At 64.0% G+C, this 19,606-nt stretch carries 18 protein-coding genes; 2 read left to right on the forward strand and 16 right to left on the reverse strand.

The genetic code is table 11. The features are described 5' to 3' along the window. Positions 1-102 precede the first annotated feature (102 nt). Complete coding sequence (locus K288_RS0108095) at positions 103-1,467, reverse strand: peptidoglycan DD-metalloendopeptidase family protein (RefSeq protein WP_027579073.1); 1,365 nt, start codon at positions 1,465-1,467, stop codon at positions 103-105. 110 nt (positions 1,468-1,577) lie between these two features. Further along, positions 1,578-2,195 (reverse strand): protein-L-isoaspartate(D-aspartate) O-methyltransferase, encoded by a 618-nt coding sequence (locus K288_RS0108100; protein ID WP_051334438.1) that lies wholly within the window; start codon positions 2,193-2,195, stop codon positions 1,578-1,580. Between the two features lie 321 nt (positions 2,196-2,516). On the opposite strand from K288_RS0108100, the gene K288_RS0108105 reads away from it, so the two are divergent. Next, positions 2,517-2,894: a response regulator gene (locus tag K288_RS0108105; RefSeq protein WP_027579075.1), complete on the forward strand. Its 378-nt coding sequence runs from the start codon at positions 2,517-2,519 to the stop codon at positions 2,892-2,894. Positions 2,895-2,903: 9 nt separating this feature from the next. On the opposite strand, the gene surE is transcribed toward K288_RS0108105, so the two are convergent. The 12 genes from surE to K288_RS0108165 form a co-directional block, all read right to left on the reverse strand. Then, positions 2,904-3,671 (reverse strand): 5'/3'-nucleotidase SurE, encoded by a 768-nt coding sequence (surE, locus tag K288_RS0108110; RefSeq protein ID WP_027579076.1) that lies wholly within the window; start codon positions 3,669-3,671, stop codon positions 2,904-2,906. A 190-nt stretch (positions 3,672-3,861) separates the two neighbouring features. After that, positions 3,862-4,251 carry a hypothetical protein gene (locus tag K288_RS0108115; RefSeq protein ID WP_027579077.1) on the reverse strand — a complete coding sequence of 130 codons (390 nt, stop codon included), beginning with the start codon at positions 4,249-4,251 and terminating at the stop codon, positions 3,862-3,864. Between the two features lie 14 nt (positions 4,252-4,265). Then, positions 4,266-5,609, reverse strand: a complete 1,344-nt coding sequence (serS, locus tag K288_RS0108120) for a serine--tRNA ligase (protein ID WP_027579078.1) — start codon at positions 5,607-5,609, stop codon at positions 4,266-4,268. Positions 5,610-5,813: 204 nt separating this feature from the next. Beyond that, entirely contained in the window at positions 5,814-6,623 is an 810-nt protein-coding gene (tatC, locus tag K288_RS0108125; RefSeq protein ID WP_027579079.1) for a twin-arginine translocase subunit TatC, read from the reverse strand. Beyond that, positions 6,620-7,159 carry a Sec-independent protein translocase protein TatB gene (gene tatB, locus K288_RS0108130; RefSeq protein ID WP_027579080.1) on the reverse strand — a complete coding sequence of 180 codons (540 nt, stop codon included), beginning with the start codon at positions 7,157-7,159 and terminating at the stop codon, positions 6,620-6,622. Before tatB ends, tatC begins: the two co-directional genes overlap by 4 nt. A gap of 142 nt (positions 7,160-7,301) precedes the next feature. After that, the gene (locus K288_RS0108135) at positions 7,302-7,538 is read right to left on the reverse strand and encodes a twin-arginine translocase TatA/TatE family subunit (RefSeq protein ID WP_027579081.1); all 237 of its coding nucleotides are present in this window, start codon (positions 7,536-7,538) and stop codon (positions 7,302-7,304) included. Between the two features lie 159 nt (positions 7,539-7,697). Further along, on the reverse strand, positions 7,698-8,432 hold the full coding sequence (gene scpB, locus K288_RS0108140; protein ID WP_027579082.1) for an SMC-Scp complex subunit ScpB: 735 nt from the start codon (positions 8,430-8,432) through the stop codon (positions 7,698-7,700). Positions 8,433-8,453: 21 nt separating this feature from the next. Beyond that, positions 8,454-9,284 carry a ScpA family protein gene (locus tag K288_RS0108145; RefSeq protein WP_027579083.1) on the reverse strand — a complete coding sequence of 277 codons (831 nt, stop codon included), beginning with the start codon at positions 9,282-9,284 and terminating at the stop codon, positions 8,454-8,456. Then, positions 9,281-10,303, reverse strand: coding sequence for a beta-N-acetylhexosaminidase (gene nagZ / locus K288_RS0108150; RefSeq protein ID WP_027579084.1), 1,023 nt, complete (start codon positions 10,301-10,303; stop codon positions 9,281-9,283). Before nagZ ends, K288_RS0108145 begins: the two co-directional genes overlap by 4 nt. A 46-nt stretch (positions 10,304-10,349) precedes the next feature. Beyond that, positions 10,350-11,864 (reverse strand): SPOR domain-containing protein, encoded by a 1,515-nt coding sequence (locus tag K288_RS0108155; RefSeq protein WP_027579085.1) that lies wholly within the window; start codon positions 11,862-11,864, stop codon positions 10,350-10,352. Positions 11,865-11,984: 120 nt separating this feature from the next. After that, the gene (gene argS, locus K288_RS0108160; RefSeq protein WP_027579086.1) at positions 11,985-13,781 is read right to left on the reverse strand and encodes an arginine--tRNA ligase; all 1,797 of its coding nucleotides are present in this window, start codon (positions 13,779-13,781) and stop codon (positions 11,985-11,987) included. A 9-nt stretch (positions 13,782-13,790) separates the two neighbouring features. Continuing rightward, positions 13,791-15,002 (reverse strand): deoxyguanosinetriphosphate triphosphohydrolase, encoded by a 1,212-nt coding sequence (locus K288_RS0108165; protein WP_027579087.1) that lies wholly within the window; start codon positions 15,000-15,002, stop codon positions 13,791-13,793. A gap of 190 nt (positions 15,003-15,192) precedes the next feature. On the opposite strand from K288_RS0108165, the gene erpA reads away from it, so the two are divergent. Then, positions 15,193-15,522, forward strand: coding sequence for an iron-sulfur cluster insertion protein ErpA (gene erpA / locus K288_RS0108170; RefSeq protein ID WP_027579088.1), 330 nt, complete (start codon positions 15,193-15,195; stop codon positions 15,520-15,522). Between the two features lie 113 nt (positions 15,523-15,635). On the opposite strand, the gene K288_RS0108175 is transcribed toward erpA, so the two are convergent. Both K288_RS0108175 and K288_RS0108180 read right to left on the reverse strand, forming a co-directional pair. Further along, complete coding sequence (locus tag K288_RS0108175) at positions 15,636-16,478, reverse strand: amidohydrolase family protein (protein ID WP_244443103.1); 843 nt, start codon at positions 16,476-16,478, stop codon at positions 15,636-15,638. Between the two features lie 2 nt (positions 16,479-16,480). Further along, a complete protein-coding gene (locus tag K288_RS0108180) occupies positions 16,481-19,603 on the reverse strand; it encodes an efflux RND transporter permease subunit (RefSeq protein WP_027579090.1) in 3,123 nt (1,040 codons plus the stop codon). Between the last annotated feature and the right edge of the window lie 3 nt (positions 19,604-19,606).

A 19,606-nucleotide genomic window follows, 5' to 3' on the forward strand; every position in this document is an offset into this window, starting at 1 on the left:
GTAGCCCGGATGGAGCGCAGCGCAATCCGGGGCAGTGCATATGCGGAAAAACCGATCCCGGATTACGCTTCGCTCCATCCGGGCTACGGAGCAGCGATCGCCTCAGGCGCCGTTGAGGAATTGCAGCGGGTCGACAGGGGACGATCCCTTGCGGATCTCGAAGTGAAGCTGCGGCGAACTCACCTCTCCCGACTGGCCCGACTTGGCAATCACCTGGCCTCGCTTGATCGTATCGCCGCGCTTCACCAACAGCTCACTCGCATGGGCATATGCGGTGACGTAGCCGTTGGAGTGCCGCACCAGGATCAGATTGCCGTAACCCTTCAATTCGTTGCCGGAATAGGCGACCACGCCATCCTCGGCGGCCTTCACCGGCGTGCCCTCGGGCACCGCCAGGTTGATGCCGTCATTCGACTTGCCATTGGTCTTGGCGCCATAACCGGTGATCACCTTGCCGCGGGCGGGCCAGCGGAAGGTCGGCAACGAGCTCGTGGTCTCGCTCGGCTTGACCGCCGCCGGTTCTGGCGCCGGGGTCGGCTGTTCGACATTCACCGCGGGCTGGACCAGCCGGGCGGCTTGTGGCTGTGCAGTCGCGACCACCTTGGGTGCCGGAGCGGCCGGCGCAGCAGGGGCCGCTGCAACTGCTGGCGCAGCGGGCGCGGCCGCCGCGGTCTTGGTGCCCGGGATCGTCAGCTTCATGCCAAGGCTGAGCTTGGCCGACAGGTCGAGATGATTGGCCTTCGCAAGCTCGGCCGGCGGGATGTGGTGCTGGCGCGCGATGCTGTGCAGCGTGTCGCCCTTGTTGACGTAATGAACGCGCCCGGCGGTGGCCGCGACCGCGACGGGCTTGCTAGCCGGCGGCGCCACAGCGGGCGCCGGCGCTGCCGCAACGGCAGCCGGACGCGGGATGACCAGCTGTTGGCCCGGCGACAGGGTCCGCGGCCCCTTGTAGCCGTTGGCGCGCAAGATCTCGGCGGTCGAGACGTTGTAGCGCTTCGACAGCACCTCCAGCGTGTCGCTGGTGCCGACGATGATCGTGGTGCCGCCGTGACCCGCAGGCGCGCGCGCCACCGACTGCGGCACCGTGCCGGTCGTCTCAAGGCGCGGCTGCTGCGGCGGCGCGTAGGATGCCACGCCCCGCCCGCCCCCGGACACGCCTGAGCTCGAGACCGGATAGGACTGCGGTGCGGCAACCGGCGGCGGCAACGGCTGGGACTGATAGGGCTGCGACTGCGGATACGGCGATTGCGGCCGTGCATATTGCGGCAATTCACGCCGCTCAGCCGGCTGCTGCTGCACCGAGCCGGTCGCCTGGGGCTCGAAGGCGAACGGGTTGTTGGAATAGGAGTTTTGCGAGAAGCGCGACGACATGTCGGCGCTGCACCCGGCAAGACCGAACGACATCAGCGCCAGGACCGCCACCTGCGGCACACGGCGGGAGCGAAGCAACTCGACGAGAGCGGACATGGTTACTCACTCGTACGCAACAAAATACTGTTTTGAGTAAACACGTACCGAGTAAATAACCGCTTAACCTTCGGAATAAGGTATTGGCGCGAGGCAGCAATCCCCAAGCACTACAGTTCCCGCGCCACCCCGGGCAGGGCCGGCACGAAGCGCACGTCGACCAATTCCTTGCGCTCGAAGCCGGTCTCGGTCCTGACCACACGGACCAGCGTCTGGGTACCATGGTGTGGGCCGACCGGCGCGATCAGGATGCCCCCGACCTCGAGCCGCTGCAAAAGCTTCTCCGGAATCTGCTCCATCGCCGCGGTGACGATGATGCGGTCGAAAGCGCCGGCGCCGGCGGGCACGTCAAAGCCGTCGCCGAGCATGACCTCGATATTGTAGTAGCCGAGCTTCTCCAGCAGCTCACGGGCCGTATCGGCCAGGGTCCGGTAGCGCTCGATGGTCAGCACATGCTTGCAAAGCCGCGAGAGGACCGCGGCCTGGTAGCCGGAGCCGGTGCCGATCTCCAGCACCCGGTGATTCCGGTTGAGCTGGAGCTGTTCGGTCATGTAGGCGACCACGAAGGGCTGGCTGATGGTCTGCCCGCAGGCGATGCCAAGCGCGCTGTCGCGGTACGCATGGTCGCGGTCACTGACCGCGACGAAGCGCTCACGCGGCACCTCCTCCATCGCACGAAGCACCGACTGATCGCTGATCCCGCGCCGCCTCAGCGTGAGCTGAAACATCATTTTCTCGGTGGGGCCAGATGTGGTGGCCATAGCGGGTCTCGCAAGCTTGCTGCCGCGGCACGGTTGCCGCGCACGATCCTAGCCGATTAATGCCATCCCAATTCGAAATCCCACGTTAAGGAAAATTTCCCTCACGATCACGTTCCCACTCCGGAACCATAGGCATGGCCCGGCGTTGGCGGGCAAGTATTTGTACCCCATATGATCGGCAACAACGCATGATCGAGGCTCCGTGAGGCGAGCATGAATGCGAACGTTTACGTTGCGCCTGAGGGCGATATTTGCGAACGTGGCACCGGGACAGGCAAGGATTCCGTCATGACTGCCACACGGCCTGAGGGCTGTTCTGTGTTTCTCGTCGAGGACGAGGTCATGATCCGGATGATGGTCGCCGACATGCTGGAAGAACTGGGTCACAGCGTGGCGGCCGAGGCCGGGGAAATCTCAGAAGCGGTCAAGCTCGCGCAATCGACCGAGTTCGACCTCGCGATCCTCGACGTCAATGTCAACGGCAAGGTGATCACGCCCGTCGCCGAGCTGATCAACGCGCGCAACCGGCCGTTCATTTTTGCGACCGGCTATGGATCTTCGGGCCTGCCCGAGGAATATCGCGATCGCCCCGCGCTGCAGAAGCCATTCCAGCTCGAAACGCTGGCCCAACTGATCGACAGCACGCTGAAGAACGCGCCGGCGTAGCGTCGAAGCCTACTTCAGCGTCGACGTCAGCGTTTCCGAGAACGCTTCATCGGTGCGGTCGAGGCGCAGCGGCGTGACCGACACGTAGCGCGCCGCCAGCGCCGCGAGATCGGTGCCTTCCGCGGGCGTATCCATCATCGCCGTGCGCTCAAAACCGATCCAGAAATACGGATTGCCGCGGCCATCGCGGCGCTGATCGATCTTCAGGAAACCGAGATTGCGCTTGCCCTGCCGGGTGACGCGGATGCCCTTGACGTCATCAGGCACGCAGGCCGGAAAATTGACGTTGATCACCGTATTCCTGGGGATACCGGCCTCGATCACCTTGCGCACGATGTCGGGGCCGAATTGCAGCGCGGTCTCCCAGAGCGGCTTTTCACGGGTCTCAAGGCTGAATTCCTGCGACAGCGCGAATGACGGCAAGCCGAGGATGGTGCCCTCCATCGCGCCGGCGATGGTGCCGGAATAGACCACGTCTTCGGCGACGTTGCGTCCCTTGTTGACGCCCGACAGCACGAGATCAGGCAGTTTGGGACCCAGGATATGGCGCGCGCCCATGATCACGCAGTCCGTCGGCGTCCCCCTGACGGCGAAATGGCGCGGGCCGATCTCGCGGAGCCGCAAGGGATCGTTCAGCGACAGCGAATGCGATACGCCGGACTGGTCGAGCTCCGGCGCCACGATCCAGACATCGTCGGACAAAGCGCGCGCGATCTGCTCGACGACCTTCAACCCGGGCCCGTGGATGCCATCATCATTGGTGCAGAGAATTCGCATCCGTGAAAAATGCCCTGTTCGATCGCCTGTCTTGCCAAAGGTCTTAACCGGCAAACGCCGCAGAGGCAAACCCGGTGATGAGATCATGATCCGATTAGACGGAATCGGATCATGATCTCATCTCTTTGTTTGAGCATGATCTTTTCGGAAAACCGGTTTCCACTTTTCCGGATCATGCTCTTGCGGGTTCTTACCGCTTCATCCGGACACGCCAGGGTCGCAGGAATTTGGCGCTGCCCGCGGTCCGCAGCTGAAATCCAGCGGATTTCGGCGGTGGCGGCTCAACGGCTGCAGTGGTCGCAACCTCCACTTTCTCGACGACCGGCGCCTCGGGCGCCGAATCGACCTCAGTGGGTGCTGGCGGTCTCGTGTGGCGCTGCCGCGCGACCCAAAGCCCTTTGCCAAAATCGACCGGATCGAACCATTTCTGCGCGCTCAGATCGACCGCGAGCCCCTCGCCCCAGAGTTGCGCGATCTCGATGTCGAACTTTCCGCCGTGCCGTTGATCGATGAGCTGCATCCCGAAACCGGTGACGGCCCACTGCCGTCCGATCCAGTAGATGTCGCGATGCAGCGCCATCCTGCAGGTTCACTTCACTTGTCGTGCTCGATCACTTTCAAGCCGCCCATATAGGGCTGCAGCACATCGGGAACGGCAATCGAGCCGTCCTGCTGCTGATAGTTTTCCATCACGGCGATCAGCGCCCGGCCGACCGCGGTGCCAGAGCCGTTCAGCGTGTGCACGAAGCGCGGCTTGCCGTCGGGGCCGCGGGAGCGCGCATCCATCCGCCGAGCCTGGAAATCGCCGCAGACCGAACAGCTCGAGATTTCACGGTAGGCGCCGCCGGCGCCCTGACTTGAGAATTGCCCCGGCATCCACACTTCGATGTCGTAGGTCTTTTGCGCGGAAAAGCCCATGTCGCCGGCGCACAGCGTCATCACGCGATAATGCAGGTCGAGCTGGCGCAGCACTTCCTCGGCGCAGGCCAGCATGCGCTCATGTTCGTCGCGGCTGGTCTCCGGCGTCGTGATCGAGACCAGTTCGACCTTCGTAAACTGGTGCTGGCGGATCATGCCGCGCGTGTCGCGGCCGGCGGCGCCCGCTTCGGCGCGGAAGCACGGCGTGAGCGCGGTCAGCCGCATCGGCAGCTCTTTTTCGTCGACGATGGATTCGCGGACGAGGTTGGTCAGCGAGACCTCGGCGGTCGGGATCAATCCGAGGCGCTCGCTCTTCAGCCGCTCTTCACCCGCAGTGAGCAATTCGCCCTTGATGGCCCAGAACTGATCGTCCTCGAATTTCGGCAATTGCCCGGTGCCGAACATCACCTCGTTGCGTACCAGCAGCGGCGGATTGATTTCGGTGTATCCGTGCTCGTTGGTATGCAGGTCGAGCATGAATTGCCCGATTGCCCGCTCCAGTCGTGCCAATCCCTTTTTCAGCACGACGAACCGCGCGCCCGACAATTTCGCGGCCGCTTCGAAATCCATGTAGCCGAGACTGCCGCCGAGATCGTCATGCGGCTTCGGCGCAAAACCGTACTGGCGCGGGGCGCCGAACACGTGGTGCTGCACGTTGCCGTGCTCGTCGACGCCGTCGGGCACATCCTGCGCCGGCAGGTTCGGAAGCGCGGCGAGTTGCGTGTTCAGCTCCTCGTCGGCCACCTTCGCGGCGGCCTCGAGCTCCGGCAGTGAGGTCTTGAGCTCGGCGACTTCGGCCATCAGTTTCGCCGCGCGCGCCTCATCCTTGGCTTTCTTGGCCTCTCCGATCTCCTTGGATGCCGCATTGCGCCGCGCCTGCGCCTGCTCGGACGCCAGGATCGCCGCGCGGCGCTTCTCATCGATCGCAAGCAGCGACGGCGACAGGGGCGCAAACCCGCGCCGTTTCATTCCGGCGTCGAAAGCCTCGGGGTTGTCGCGGATCGCTCTGATGTCGTGCATGGCGCGGATTCCTGGAATTTGGCCGTGTAGAACGTCAACGGCTATGTTTTGCTGACTGTCAACGGCGCGTTTCCAGTACCACGACCCTCATCATCCGCGAAGGCGGACGATCCAGTATTCCAGAGCCCGCAGCGATTAATCGAGAGGCAACCGCTTACTGGATACACCGTCTACGCGGGGTATCAGCACGGGTGTGCCCGGACCCTACTCCGCCGGATTGGTGGCGCCGGGTGTGCCGCCGGTCGAGCTCCGGGCGGCCGCGGCCTTCCTTTCGACGATGCGCACGGCGATGATGGCGCCCTCGTAGAGGGCCAGCAGGGGGATCGCGAGCGAGGCCTGGCTCAAGACGTCCGGCGGGGTCAGGACCGCGGCAATGATGAAGGCGATGACGATGAAATAGCGCCGCTTCTCGCGCAGCATCTGCGAGGTCACGATGCCGATGCGGCCGAGCAGCGTCAGGATCACCGGAAGCTGGAACGCGATACCGAAAGCGAAGATCAGCGACATCATCAGCGACAGATACTCGCCGACCTTCGGCAAAAGCTGGATCTGCGCCGTCTCCTCGCCGCCCATCTGCTGCATGCCGAGCGAGAACCGCACCAGCATCGGCAACACCACGAAATAGACCAGCATCGCGCCGGCCACGAAGAACACCGGGGTTGCGATCAGATACGGCAGGAACGCGCTGCGCTCGTGCCGATAGAGTCCGGGCGCCACGAACTTGTAGATCTGGGTTGCGACGATCGGAAACGAGATGAAGCCGGCGCCGAACAGCGCAAGCTTGAGCTGGGTGATGAAATATTCCAGCAGCGCGGTGTAGATGAATTTCGAATTCTCGGGGCCGGCGACCCAGACGAACGGCCACACCAGCACGTTGTAGATCTGCTTGGCGAAGAAGAAGCAAAAGATGAAGGCCACGCCGAAGCCGAGCAGCGCCTTGATCAGCCGCGAGCGCAGCTCGATCAGGTGGTCCATCAACGGCGCCTTGCTGGCTTCGATGTCTTCGGCGCTCATGACGCTTTGGCGCTCTTTTGCACGTCGGGCACTTCAGGCGTGTCCTGCGGCGCTTCCGGCTGCGGCTCAGCCTCTTTGACGATCGCGAGCAGCTCGTTCGCCGCCGCGTGCGCTTCGGCTTCGATAAAGGTCTCCGGCGTAGGCGTAGCCGGCGTCGTTGGAATTACCGGCGTATCGCCCGCCGATGTCGGCGGCAGGAGAGCGGCCGGCTCATCGGCAGGCCTGGTCTCCGCAGGCTTTTCGATGTCGCCGATCTGCAGGGCGTCGTTGACGTCCTTCTGCAGCGACGTCATGACGTTGCCGCTGGCAATGCCCGTGGCGGCTTCCCTGACATCGTCGAAGCCCTTCTTGAGCTCGGCCATCTCGGCCTCGCGCATGGCCTCCTGGAACTGGCCCTGGAATTCGGCGGCCATCCGGCGCGCCTTGCCCATCCACTGGCCTACCATCCGCAGCACGCCAGGGAGTTCTTTCGGGCCGATGGCGATCAGCGCGACGACCGCGATGACGACCAGTTCACTCCACCCGATATCGAACATGAAAGATTCCGCTCACGCGCAAATAACCCCCGCTCTTGTAACAGGATTTGGGGGCGCGCGCGTTTTTTCTCAATGAACGTCCATCGCGTTTTCAAGCGAAATGGGCATCGGTTTCGCGCGAAGAAAACGCGTCAGACAAGTCCTAGACGGCCTTGCTGCCGACGTCCGACCGTGCCGTCGACGGCGCCGCATTGTGATCGATCGACTTCACCGGCTCGGCGGGCTTTTCCGCAGTCTTGTCATCGTCCTGCATGCCCTTCTTGAAGGCCTTGATGCCCTGCGCGACATCGCCCATCAGGTCAGAAATCTTGCCACGGCCGAACAGCAGCAGGACCACTGCGATCACGACGATCCAGTGCCAAATGCTAAGCGAACCCATCCTGCAAACCCTCCAAAGATGACCGGCGCACCGGCCTTAGCTTCGACCGGAACGTAGGCCCGCAGGGTCTCAAAAACAAGGACCTAGGCCGCGGCAAATCGCTGTCGCGGCTACGCAATATTGCTACCGGTTAACCTACGGCGTTCCGGCTGCCCCGCGTCAGGCTGACTCGTTGCCGCCGCCCTGCTCGGGCTCAGGCTCGGCGGCCGGCGCCAGCAACAGTTCCAGATTGTCGCCGGGCTCGAGCGGATCCTCATCCTCGCGAAGCGTCGGATCATCCGATGGGTTCGGAACATTGAAGCCGGACGGCAGGCGCGAATCCAGCAGACCAGTTCCCTTCAGTTCATCGAGACCCGGCAGGTCGCTAAGCGCCTCCAGGCTGAACTGCGAAAGGAACGCCTCCGTAGTGCCGAAGGTGAGCGGCCGTCCCGGCGTCTTGCGGCGGCCGCGCGGGCGGATCCAGCCGGTTTCCAGGAGCACGTCGAGCGTACCCTTGGAGGTGACCACGCCGCGGATCTCTTCGATCTCGGCGCGAGTCACCGGCTGGTGATAGGCGACGATCGCCAGCACCTCGATTGCCGCGCGCGACAGCTTTTTCGTTTCTGTCGTCTCGCGCGTCATCAGCCAGGCGAGATCGCCGGCGGTGCGGAATGTCCACTTGTTGGCGACGCGGACGAGATTCACCCCGCGCGGGGCATACTCCGCCTGCAGTTGCGCCAGCGCTGCCTTGACGTCGACGCCCTCAGGCATGCGCTTGGCCAGGGTGGCCTGGTCCATCGGCTCGGCGGAGGCGAACAGCAGGGCTTCGAGAAGCCGCAATTCCTCGGGCCGCGCCTGCGGATCGGTGACATGCTCCTCGGCATCTTCCATGCGCTTTTCCGCCAGGCTTGCCATGGCTCGGTCTCCTTCTTCCACTTACTCGGCCGTAAGGTCCGGCGCGGTGGCACCGGGTACTTGCGGCAAACGCTTTCGAAAATAGAGCGGCGCGAACGCTTGGCTCTGGTTCAGCTCCATCTCGCCTTCGCGCACCAATTCCAGCGCGGCGGCGAAACTCGACGCGAACACGGTTGCCCGCTGCGACGGTTCAACGACGTAGCTCGTGAGAAATTCGTCGAGGCAGCTCCAATGCTCGGCATCGGCAGCACCGACCAGTCGCTCGAGCGAGGCACGCGCCTCGGCGAGCGACCACACTGTGCGTTTGGCCAGATGCACGCTTGCGAGCACGCGCTGCTGGCGCTGCACGGCGTAGGCCGTGAGCAGGTCGTAGAGCGTCGCTGTGAACTTCGGATGCTTGATCTCGGCGATGGACTCCGGATTGCCACGCGGAAAGATATCGCGCTGGAACTGCGGCCGGTTCATCAGCCGGTTCGCCGCTTCCCGAATCGCCTCGAGCCGCCGCAGCCGGTTGGCGAGCGCGGTTGCCATCTCCTCAGCGGTCGGCCCTTCCGCCGCCGGCGGCTCCGGCAATAACAGCCGCGATTTCAGGAAGGCGAGCCACGCCGCCATCACCAGATAATCGGCGGCAAGCTCCAGCCGGATCTTCCGCGCCGCTTCGATGAATTGCAGGTACTGGTCGGCGAGCGCCAGGATCGAGATCTTGGACAGGTCGACCTTCTGCTGCCGCGCCAGCGTCAGCAGAAGGTCGAGCGGGCCCTCATAGCCGCCGACGTCGACCACCAGAGCCGGCTCGTCCTCGCCGATTTCAGCCGGCCGGCCGGTCTCAAATGACAGAATTTCCGCGGTCATGCCGTACCTACTTGTCCTATCAAGGCATCCAGTTCGGCCCGTGCCGCCAGCCGGTCGAACGGAAGTGGCGGTTTTCGCGCTGCCAGCGCGCGGTTGGCGCGCTCCAGCGCCTCGCCGGTCAGTTCCGGCGTCTCGCGCGCAACGTCGCGCATCTCGTCGAGCTTGCCGTTGCAGTGCAGGACCATGTCGCAGCCTGCGCTGAGGATCGCCCGCGTCCGCTCGGCGATCGATCCCGAGAGCGCGTTCATCGACACGTCATCACTCATCAACAAACCCTGGAACCCGATACTACCGCGAATCACCTGTTGGATGATTGTCGCAGAAGTCGTCGCCGGTTGGGCGGGGTCCAGCGCGCTAAACACAACATGTGCAGTCATCGCCATCGGCAGCTCCGCAAGCGGTCGGAACGCTGCAAAGTCAGTCCGGTCCAGCTCGGACCGCGCGCTATCAACGGTCGGCAGCCGGAAATGGGTGTCCGCAGTGGCCCGTCCATGACCCGGTATATGTTTCAGCACCGGTAAAATGCCACCCTGCTCCAATCCATCCGTGACGGCGCGGGCAATGGCGGCCACCTTGGCCGGATCGGTTCCATAGGCACGGTTGCCGATCACGGCGTCGGCGCCTTGGACCGGCACGTCGGCCAGCGGCAGGCAGTCGACGGTGATCCCGAGATCCGCCAGATCGGCGGCGATCAGCCGCGCGCTGAGCCGCGCCGCGGTCAGCCCAAGCTGCGAATCACGATCGTACAGCGCTCCAAACACTGCTCCGGCGGGATAGACGGGCCAGTGCGGCGGTCCAAGCCGCTGCACTCGGCCCCCCTCCTGGTCGATCAGGACCGGCGCCTCGGGTTGACCCACGACCGAACGACATTCACGAACAAGTGCAGAGACTTGATCAGGAGTGTCAACGTTGCGCTTGAATAGGATGAAGCCCCACGGCCGTTCCGCGCGAATGAACTCGCGCTCGGCATCGGTCAGCTCAAACCCGGATACGCCGGTGATGAATGCTCGGTTTACCATGCGGCCGATTAGGCCGCATGTATCCTGAGCGTCAAGGAAACCGCCGTTAATTCCTTTGGATGAGGCACTGTGGCCCACCGGCGGCCTTCAGGCTGCTGCAAACCTGCGTCGCCTGATCCAGGGAACTGAACGGACCGGCGAACGCGCGGTAGTACACCCCCTTCTCGCCGAGATCGACGCGCTTCACGAGCAACGACTGCGAGCCGAGCACATTCGGATACTTGCCCTGCAGCGACTTGTAGGAAGCCTGAGCGTCCGCCTCGTTCCGCTGCGAGGAGACCTGAACCACATAGCCGCCGCTGCTCACGCTCGCAGTGGGGTTGGTCGAAGCGACCCGGGTCGGCGCCGGATCGGGCTGGGGTGCTCCGGGCGTCAGCGATATCGGCGCGTTGGCGCTCGCATTGGCGGTGGCCGGATTGCCGTGTGGCGGGCTCACGGACGCCGTCCGCGTAGCAGGCGCTGGCTTGGCCTGCGGAGCCGGCGCGGACGCCGGCACCCCGGCATCAGCCGCATCGCCCTTGACCGAGAGCGTCCGGATCCGACGCGGCTCATTGTTCGGCAGCGTGCCGCTCGTGGTAAGCGGCGAACCTGCCGAGGGGGCTACACTCGCCACCGGCGGCGGATTGGCATTCTGGTTCAACGGCGGGAAGACCACGCGGGGACCGGTATTGGATGTGACGTCGACGGGCGTCTCCTCACGCGAGATGAGTTTTTCCGTGCCGTTACCGGACGCCATACGGTCTGGCGCCTTGCCACCACCATCCGGCTGCGCCGGCATGATCTTGGTCGGGCTGTTGTCGGCCTTGATGATCGGCGGTTCGCCGCTACGAGGCGACCCTACAAAGGTCCGGTAGGCAAAGGCTGCGCCGGTGCCCACCACCGCGAGCGCGAGCACCGCTCCCACCGTAATCAGTCCACTGGATCGCTTGCGCGGCGGAGGTTCCTCGTCCTCGTAAGCGGCGCTCTGATAGGCGTAGGGATCTTCGGGGTAAGCTGCTTCGCGCTCAAAATCCTGCTCGCCGGCTTCGATCTGGCCATAAAGCGCATCGTCATAGCGCGACGCATCGAGCTGCTGCGCCGGCTCCTCGAGCGGCAACTCCTCGCGATATTGCGGCTCCGGCGCACGATATTCCGGCATCGGCACTGGTGCCGCCGCGTGCTGCGTGGCGTAGCGCTGTAGCGGGTGCACGGCGCTCGGCTGAAGATCCGGTTCTTCGTATTCGTCCCGCGACGGCGCAGCATACTGCTGCGGTGGCGCGACCTCGTGGCGGGTGCGCTGCATCCACGGCGGAGGTCCGGCCGGCAGGTCCACCTCCTCGTCTTCAGGCTGCGGCTGATAGCTCTGCGGGCGGACATTGGCCCGCGACTGCAGAGGATGCCGCGCCGGCTGCGGTTTGGGTGGACTGGGTGGACTGGACGGAGTGGCGGCATACGGATCGGCCTGTCCGATCAGCCGCGCCAATTCGGCCAACGGGTCTCCTTCGGCCCGACCCGCGGCATTGACGCCGCGATCATAGTCGAGGTCAGGAGGAAGAGTTCGGTTTTGATATCGATCAGCCATCGTGATCTTGCATCCCCTTGGGGACAGCGCCAAGTCGCCTGCAACTTTCCTGGTACGAACGAGTTGGTCCCTGCCAATTACCCCCACGATCCCCGTCGCGAGAGGGCTTCGCCCTTGCTGCTACCGCATCTCGGTTGGGGCTTGGACGCCTAAAACAGCTAGGCCCGATGCCAGAACCGAGACGACGCCCTGGACCATTGCCAGTCGCGCCCTTGTGATCTCTGCATCATTATTGATAATGAAGCGTAAATAGGGCAGATCACTTCCTTTGTTCCACAGCGCGTGGAACTCGCTGGCCAAATCATACAGGTAAAAAGCGATTCGGTGCGGCTCGTGTGCGACGGCCGCAGCCTCGATCATGCGCGGATAGAGCGCTAACTGCTTGAGCAGGCTGAGCTCTGCGGGGTCGGACAGCCTTTCCAGCGCCGCCCCCGAAAGATAGTCCCGCCGTGCGCCGTCCTCGTCCGGCAGGTCGGGCAGCACTTCCTGGCGCGCATTACGGAAGACCGAATGGCCGCGCGCGTGTCCGTACTGGACGTAGAACACGGCATTATCTTTGGTCTGCTCGATCACTTTCGCGAGGTCGAAATCGAGCACCGCATCGTTCTTGCGGAACAGCATCATGAAGCGCACCGCGTCCGAGCCGACCTCGTCGACAACTTCGCGCAGCGTGACGAACTCGCCCGCGCGCTTCGACATCTTGACCGGTTCGCCGTCACGCAGCAGCCGGACGAGCTGCACGATCTTCACGTCGAGCTCCGCCCTGCCGGCGCTCACGGCTTTCACCGCCGCCTGCATGCGCTTGACGTAGCCGCCATGGTCGGCGCCGAACACATCGATCAGATTGTGAAAGCCGCGCTCGAACTTATTGCGATGGTTGGCGATATCGGACGCGAAATAGGTGTAGGAGCCGTCCGACTTGATCAGCGGCCGATCGACATCGTCGCCATAGGCGGTGGCGCGAAACAGCGTCTGCTCACGGTCTTCGTAGTCCTCGACCGGCTTGCCTTTCGGCGGCGGCAGGCGGCCCTCGTAGATGTCGCCCTTGTTGCGCAGGAAATCGATGGTCTCGGCAACCTTGTTGTTGCCGGTCTCGATCAGCGAGCGCTCCGAGAAGAATACGTCGTGCTTGATGTTGAGCGCCGCGAGATCGTCCTTGATCTCGGCCATCATCATCGCGATCGCCTTTTCGCGCACGATCGGCAGCCATGCGGACTCGCGCATCGAGAGCAGCTTGTCGCCGTAGTCCTTGGCAAGCGCCTGCCCCACCGGCTTCAAATAGTCGCCGGGATAAAGCCCTTCCGGGATCGCGCCGATGTCCTCGCCCAGCGCCTCGCGGTAGCGGAGATAGGCCGAGCGCGCGAGCACATCGACCTGGGCGCCGGCGTCGTTGATGTAGTATTCTCGCGTAACGTCGAAGCCCGCGAACTGCAGCAGGCTGCACAGCGCGTCGCCGAACACCGCGCCCCGGCAATGGCCGACATGCATCGGCCCGGTCGGGTTGGCCGAGACGTACTCGACATCGACCTTTTCATTCCCCCCGATCGTGCTGCGGCCATAGCCGGCACCCTCGCGCAGCATGTTGCGCAGCGCATCGGTCCAGACGTTTGGCTTGAGGGTCACGTTGATGAAGCCGGGGCCGGCGACCTCGACCGCGGCCACAAGCTCGTCCGCGCGCAATTTGGCTGCGATCTTCTCGGCAAGATCGCGCGGCTTGGCCTTGGCCTCCTTGGCGAGCACCATCGCGGCGTTGGTCGCCATGTCGCCATGGCTGGCCTCGCGCGGCGGCTCGACCACCACCCGCGAAAAGTCGATGCCATTAGGCCAATTGTCCTCGGCCGCGAGCGCGGCGCAGATCGCGTGCACGCGCGCGAGCACGTCGGCAAAAAGATGCGGAGAAGCTGGTTTGTCGGCCATGGGCGCCGCCTAACGCAAATCCGGGGTCGAGTCAAAAAGCCTGTTGTGCTCGATCAGGGCGTAGCGGTCGGTCATCCCGGCAATGAAATTACCGATCCGCCTGGCGCGTTCCGCCTCGGTCTCCGCCTCCCTGCCCTCCACCCACTCGGGCGGGAGGTCGCCCGGAAATTCCCGGTAGCGCGCGAACAGGTCGAACACGATCTGTTCGGCGTCGTCCATCACCCGCATCACCCGCTCGTGGCGGTACATCCGCTGCCAGAGGAAGGCCTTGATCTCCGCCTCCTCCTGGGCCACGGCGTCCGGAAACGCGATGAGCGGCCCGTTGTGACGGCGCACATCGTGGGCGGATTGCGGCTGCGCGGCGTCGAGCCGCCGGCTCGCCTCGGCGAACACCGCGCTGATGAAATGCGAGATCAATTCGCGCACCAGTTCCGCGCCACGCCGGACTTCATCCAGAGCCGGATAGTGCCGGTCGATTTCCGCGATGATTTCCGCGGTCAGCGGCATCACCTTGAGCTCGTCGACCTTGAACAGCCCCGCGCGCAAGCCGTCGTCGATATCATGGGCATCGTAGGCGATGTCGTCGGCGAAGGCCGCGACCTGGGCTTCGAGCGAGGCAAAGCTCCATAGCTCCAGATCGTAGCTCTTGTTGTACTCGGAAATACCGATGGGGATGCCGCCCGTCTCGCGGTAGCGTCCGGTCGGCGCGCCGCTACGCTGGGTCAGCGGACCGTTGTGCTTGACGATCCCCTCAAGCGATTCCCAGGTGAGATTGAGCCCGTCGAATTCCGGATAGCGGTGCTCCAGCGCGGTGACCACGCGCAGCGCCTGCGCGTTGTGATCGAAGCCGCCATGGGGATTCAGGCACTTGTCCAGCGCCCGCTCGCCGGCATGGCCGAACGGCGGGTGTCCGAGGTCATGCGCCAGCGCCAAGGTCTCCGTCAGGTCCTCGTCCAGCCCGAGCTGGCGGGCCAGCGCACGGGCGATTTGCGCGACCTCCAGCGAATGGGTCAGCCGCGTGCGGTAGTGGTCACCCTCGTGGAACACGAAGACCTGGGTCTTGTGCTTGAGCCGCCGGAACGCGGTGGAATGGATTACACGGTCGCAATCCCGGCGAAAGGCGCTGCGGGTCCTGCTCGGGGCCTCCGCGAACAGCCGCCCGCGGCTGCGATCGGGGTCGCAGGCATAGGGCGCGCGGGGAGCAGCCATTCCGACCGACACGGTATTTTAGTCCTTATCCATTTGATTCCGCTTCCTTCTGCACTTAACTATGGTGAGCGCGGGATACCAAATGAATTGGGTATGACGCTGCGGGTATGATCCGGAGAAGTGGGTACCGGTTTTCCCACGCGATAAACGCAGAGCGTCTGCGCGGAGATCATGCTCAAATAATAAGGCTTCGGAGCTTGCCATGACTGATTCTGTCACCATCACCGAGCGGGCCGCCCGCCGGATCGGTCAAATCCTCAAGAGCGAGGGTGACGGTGCGATGCTGCGTATTTCGGTCGAAGGCGGCGGCTGCTCCGGCTTCCAGTATAAATTCGACGTCGACCGCGCCAAGGCGGAAGACGATCTCGTGATCTCCCGTGAAGAGGCGGTGGTGCTGGTCGATCCGGCCTCTGCGCCGTTCCTGGCGGGGTCCGAGGTCGATTTTGTCGACGACTTGATCGGCGCGTCGTTCCGCGTCGTCAACCCCAATGCGACCGCCTCCTGCGGCTGCGGCACCAGCTTCTCGATCTGATATCCGCTATCTCAGAGCGTTTTCGAGCGAAGTGGATACCGGTTCGCGTGAAGAAAACGCGTCAAAACTAGAACGCTAGAGTTCTCGGTTCTGATTCATCAGAACCGAGAACTCTAGCGGCTGGCGAACAACGCCCGCGCATTGCCGTGCGCGATCTTCGCGGCGATGTCCGGCGGTAGCTGTTCAAGCCAGGCGCGATAGCCGGCCATGATCTCGCCGTAGCTCGTCCAGCGCTCCGGCACCCAGGTGTCGGAGCCGAGCAGGAAGCGGTCGGGATAGCGCTCGAACAGCGTCCGCCATTCCGCCGTCAGCTTCCCTGCGCCGTCGACGATGCCGCCACGGTACGACAGCTCGCCCCACAGGTTCGGATATTTGCCGAGCATGGCGGCGACGCGATCAGTCGGCAGGCCGAAACCGGTATGCGCCCAGATGATCCTGGCGCGCGGATTGTGCCGCATCAGGATCTCGACGGCTTCCTGATCGGCGTGCGCGTGCAAATAGAGATCGTGGTCGACGGCGAAATCGACGGTCTTCTTTACCCACTCGGTATCAGCGGCTTTGCCCGACAAATGAAATTCGCCGACGCCGCGGTAGTAGCCGCGCTTGAACTCCTCCTGCACGAGGCCGAAGATAGCGGGATCGCCAAACCAGGTCTGGATGTCGGCACGCACACGGTAGGGGCGGAGGAACGGCACTACCTCGAGGCCGTCAGCCTTGGCATCGACCAGCGCATGGGTCCCGGTATTGGGACGGCTGGTGGCGATGATGCCGGTGATGCGGTGCTTCCTGAACAGCGCCAGCACTTCATCGAGCTTGTAGGTGGGCGTCGGCTCCCAATTGTAGTGCAGATGCGCATCGAAGATCTCGATCGGCTCCGCCGCGCGAGCGGGCGCGCTGATCGTTGCCAGCCACGCGACGGCGGCAAATGCCGCCGCCCACATTGCACGAGGGAGCATCATCACTCCGCCGCCACCACGTGCGGCCGATCCTCGCCACCCTCCTCCTGCGGCTCGAGCTTGCGGCGCAGCCGACGGTCGATGCGGTCGAGATAGATGTAGATCACCGGCGTGATGAACAGCGTCAGCAGTTGCGAGACGCAGAGTCCCCCGACCACGGCGACGCCGAGCGGCTGGCGCAGTTCGGCGCCGGCACCCGCGCCGAGTGCGATCGGCAGCGTGCCGAAGATCGCGGCAAACGTCGTCATCATGATCGGGCGGAAGCGCAGCAGCGCGGCTTCACGGATGGCGTGTTCGGCGCTCAAGCCGACGCGCCGGCGCTCGAGCGCGAAGTCGACCATCATGATCGCGTTCTTCTTGACGATGCCGACCAGCATCACGATGCCGATCATCGCGATGACCGACAGCTCCATGTTGAACAGCATCAAGGTGAGGATCGCGCCGATGCCGGCCGACGGCAGGCCGGAGATGATCGTGATCGGGTGGATGAAGCTCTCGTAGAGAATGCCGAGGATCACGAAAGCCGCGAACACCGCGGCGAGGATCAGCACGCCCTGCCCGCGCAGCGAATCCTGGAACACCTGCGCGGTGCCGGAGAATCCGGTCGCGATCGTCGCCGGCAGGTTCGAGCTTTGCTCCAGCGCCGTGATCTGGTCGACCGCATAGCCCAGCGAAGTGCCGGGCGCGAGATTGAACGAGATCGTCACTGCCGGCTGCTGGCCCTGGTGGTTGATCTGCAGCGGTCCGACCGACGGCACCAGCCTTGCGACCGCATCCAGCGGAATGGTCTGGCCGCTCCCGGTCTTCATGTAGAGCTTGGACAGGTTGGACGGATCGACCCGGAACTCCGGCTGCACCTCCAGGATGATCTGGTAGTCGTTGGAGGGCATGTAGATGGTGCCGACCTGGCGTGAGCCATAGGCGTTGTAGAGCTGGTTGCGCACCTGATCGACGGTGACGCCATAGACCGCAGCCTTCTCGCGGTCGATGTCGACCGTCATCTGCGGGTTCTTGATGTAGAGATCGGTGGTGACGTCGAGCAGGCCCGGGATCTTCTCGATCTTGTCGCGCATGTCAGGCGCGATCCGGTACAGCGACTCGGTGTCGCCGCTCTGCAGCACATATTGATACTGGCTCTTGGAGACGCGGCCGCCGATGTTGAGGTTCTGCACGCTTTGGAAGAACGCCTGCATGCCCGGGATGGCGCGGGCCTTCTGGCGCAGGCGCCCGATCACGACGGCGGCGTTGTCACGCTCTTTCTGCGGCTTCAGCGCGATGAACAGACGGCCGTAATTCGCGGTCGGGTTTGGCCCGCCGGAACCGACGGTCGAGTTGACGTAGTCGATCGCAGGGTCCGTGCGAAGCACGTCGACCAGCGCCTGCTGGCGCACCTTCATCGCTTCGAACGAGGTATCGGTCGCAGCCTCGGTCACGCCGATCAGGAAGCCAGTGTCCTCCTGCGGGAAGAAGCCCTTGGGCACGATCATGTAGAGATAGAAGGTGCCTGCGAGCGTCGCCAGGGTGACGGCAAGCATCAGCGCCTTTTTCGCCAAGACCCAGTCGAGCGCCCATTCATAGACCCGCAGCAAGGCGTCGAACATTGCCTCGAACGCCCGCAGCACGACATTCGGACGCTTGGTCTCGTCATGGGCGCGCAGCACCCGCGCGCACAGCATCGGCGTCAAGGTCAGCGACACGAACCCGGACACGATGATCGCGACCGAGATCGTCACCGCGAATTCGCGGAATACGCGGCCGACGATGCCGCCCATCAGGAGCACGGGGATGAACACGGCGATCAGCGAAAAGGTGATCGAGATGATGGTGAAGCCGATCTCGCGCGCGCCTTTCAGAGCCGCCTCGAACGGCCGCATGCCGCGTTCGATGTGGCGCACGATGTTCTCCAGCATGACGATGGCGTCGTCGACCACGAAGCCGACCGACAATGTCAGCGCCAGCAGCGTCATGTTGTTGACGGAGTACTCCAGCGCATACATCGCCGCGAAGGTGCCGAGCAGCGAGATCGGAACCGCGAGCGCCGGAATCATCGTGGCCCACAGCGATCGCAGGAACAGGAAGATCACCAGGATGACCAACCCGATCGCGATTAGCAGGGTTTCCTCGACGTCGCTGACCGCCTGCCGGATCGAGACCGAGCGGTCCATCATCACCTGCATGGTCACCGAGGGCGGGATCGAGGCGCGCAGTGATGGCAGCTTCGCCAGCACGGAATCGACCACCGCGACCGTGTTGGCGTCGGGCTGCTTCTGGATCGCGAGCACGATCGCGCGCTCGTCGTTCAGCCAGGTCGCAACCTTGTCGTTCTCGACGCTGTCATAGACTTTTGCGATCTCGTCGAGCCTGACCGGAGAACCGTTACGCCAGGCGACATAGATCTGCCGGTAGTCGGCCGCCTTGTCCATCTGGCCGGAGGCCTGCAGCGCGACGTCCTGCTTCGGCCCGTTGAGCGTTCCAACCGGAGTCGAGGAATTGGCGCGCGACACCGCGGCCCTGATGTCCTCGAGCGACACCCCGCGCGCCGCCGCAGCGACGGGGTCGGCCTGGACCCGGATCGCGAATTTCTGCGCACCGTAGATCAGGACCTGGGCAACGCCGGGCAGCTGCGACAGCGCCTGGCCGATGGTGATGTCGCCATACTCGTTGACGGTCGAGAGCGGCAATGTCGCCGAATTTAGCGAAATGAACAGAACCGGGAAGTCCGCCGGGTTCACCTTGCGGAAGCTCGGCGGTGTCGTCATCTCGATCGGCAGCCGGCGCTGGGCGATCGTCAGCGCGGTCTGCACGTCGAGCGCCGCGGCGTCGATGTTGCGGTTGAGGTCAAATTGGATGGTGATGACGCTCGTGCCCTGCGAGGAGTTCGAGGACATCGAGGAGATGCCGGCGATCGTCGAGAGCTGCCGCTCGATGATGCCGGCGACCGAGGCCGCCATGGTGTCGGCGCTCGCGCCCGGCAGTGTCGCAGTCACGGCAATGGTCGGGAAATCGACTTTCGGCAGTGCCGATACCGGCAACAGGCGGAAGCCGAAGATGCCGAAGGCGATGATCGCCGCGGTGATCAGCGTCGTCATCACCGGCCGTCGGATACAAAGTTCGGGCAGGGACATCGC

This window comes from Bradyrhizobium sp. Ai1a-2, assembly GCF_000426245.1.
Lineage (GTDB): Bacteria > Pseudomonadota > Alphaproteobacteria > Rhizobiales > Xanthobacteraceae > Bradyrhizobium.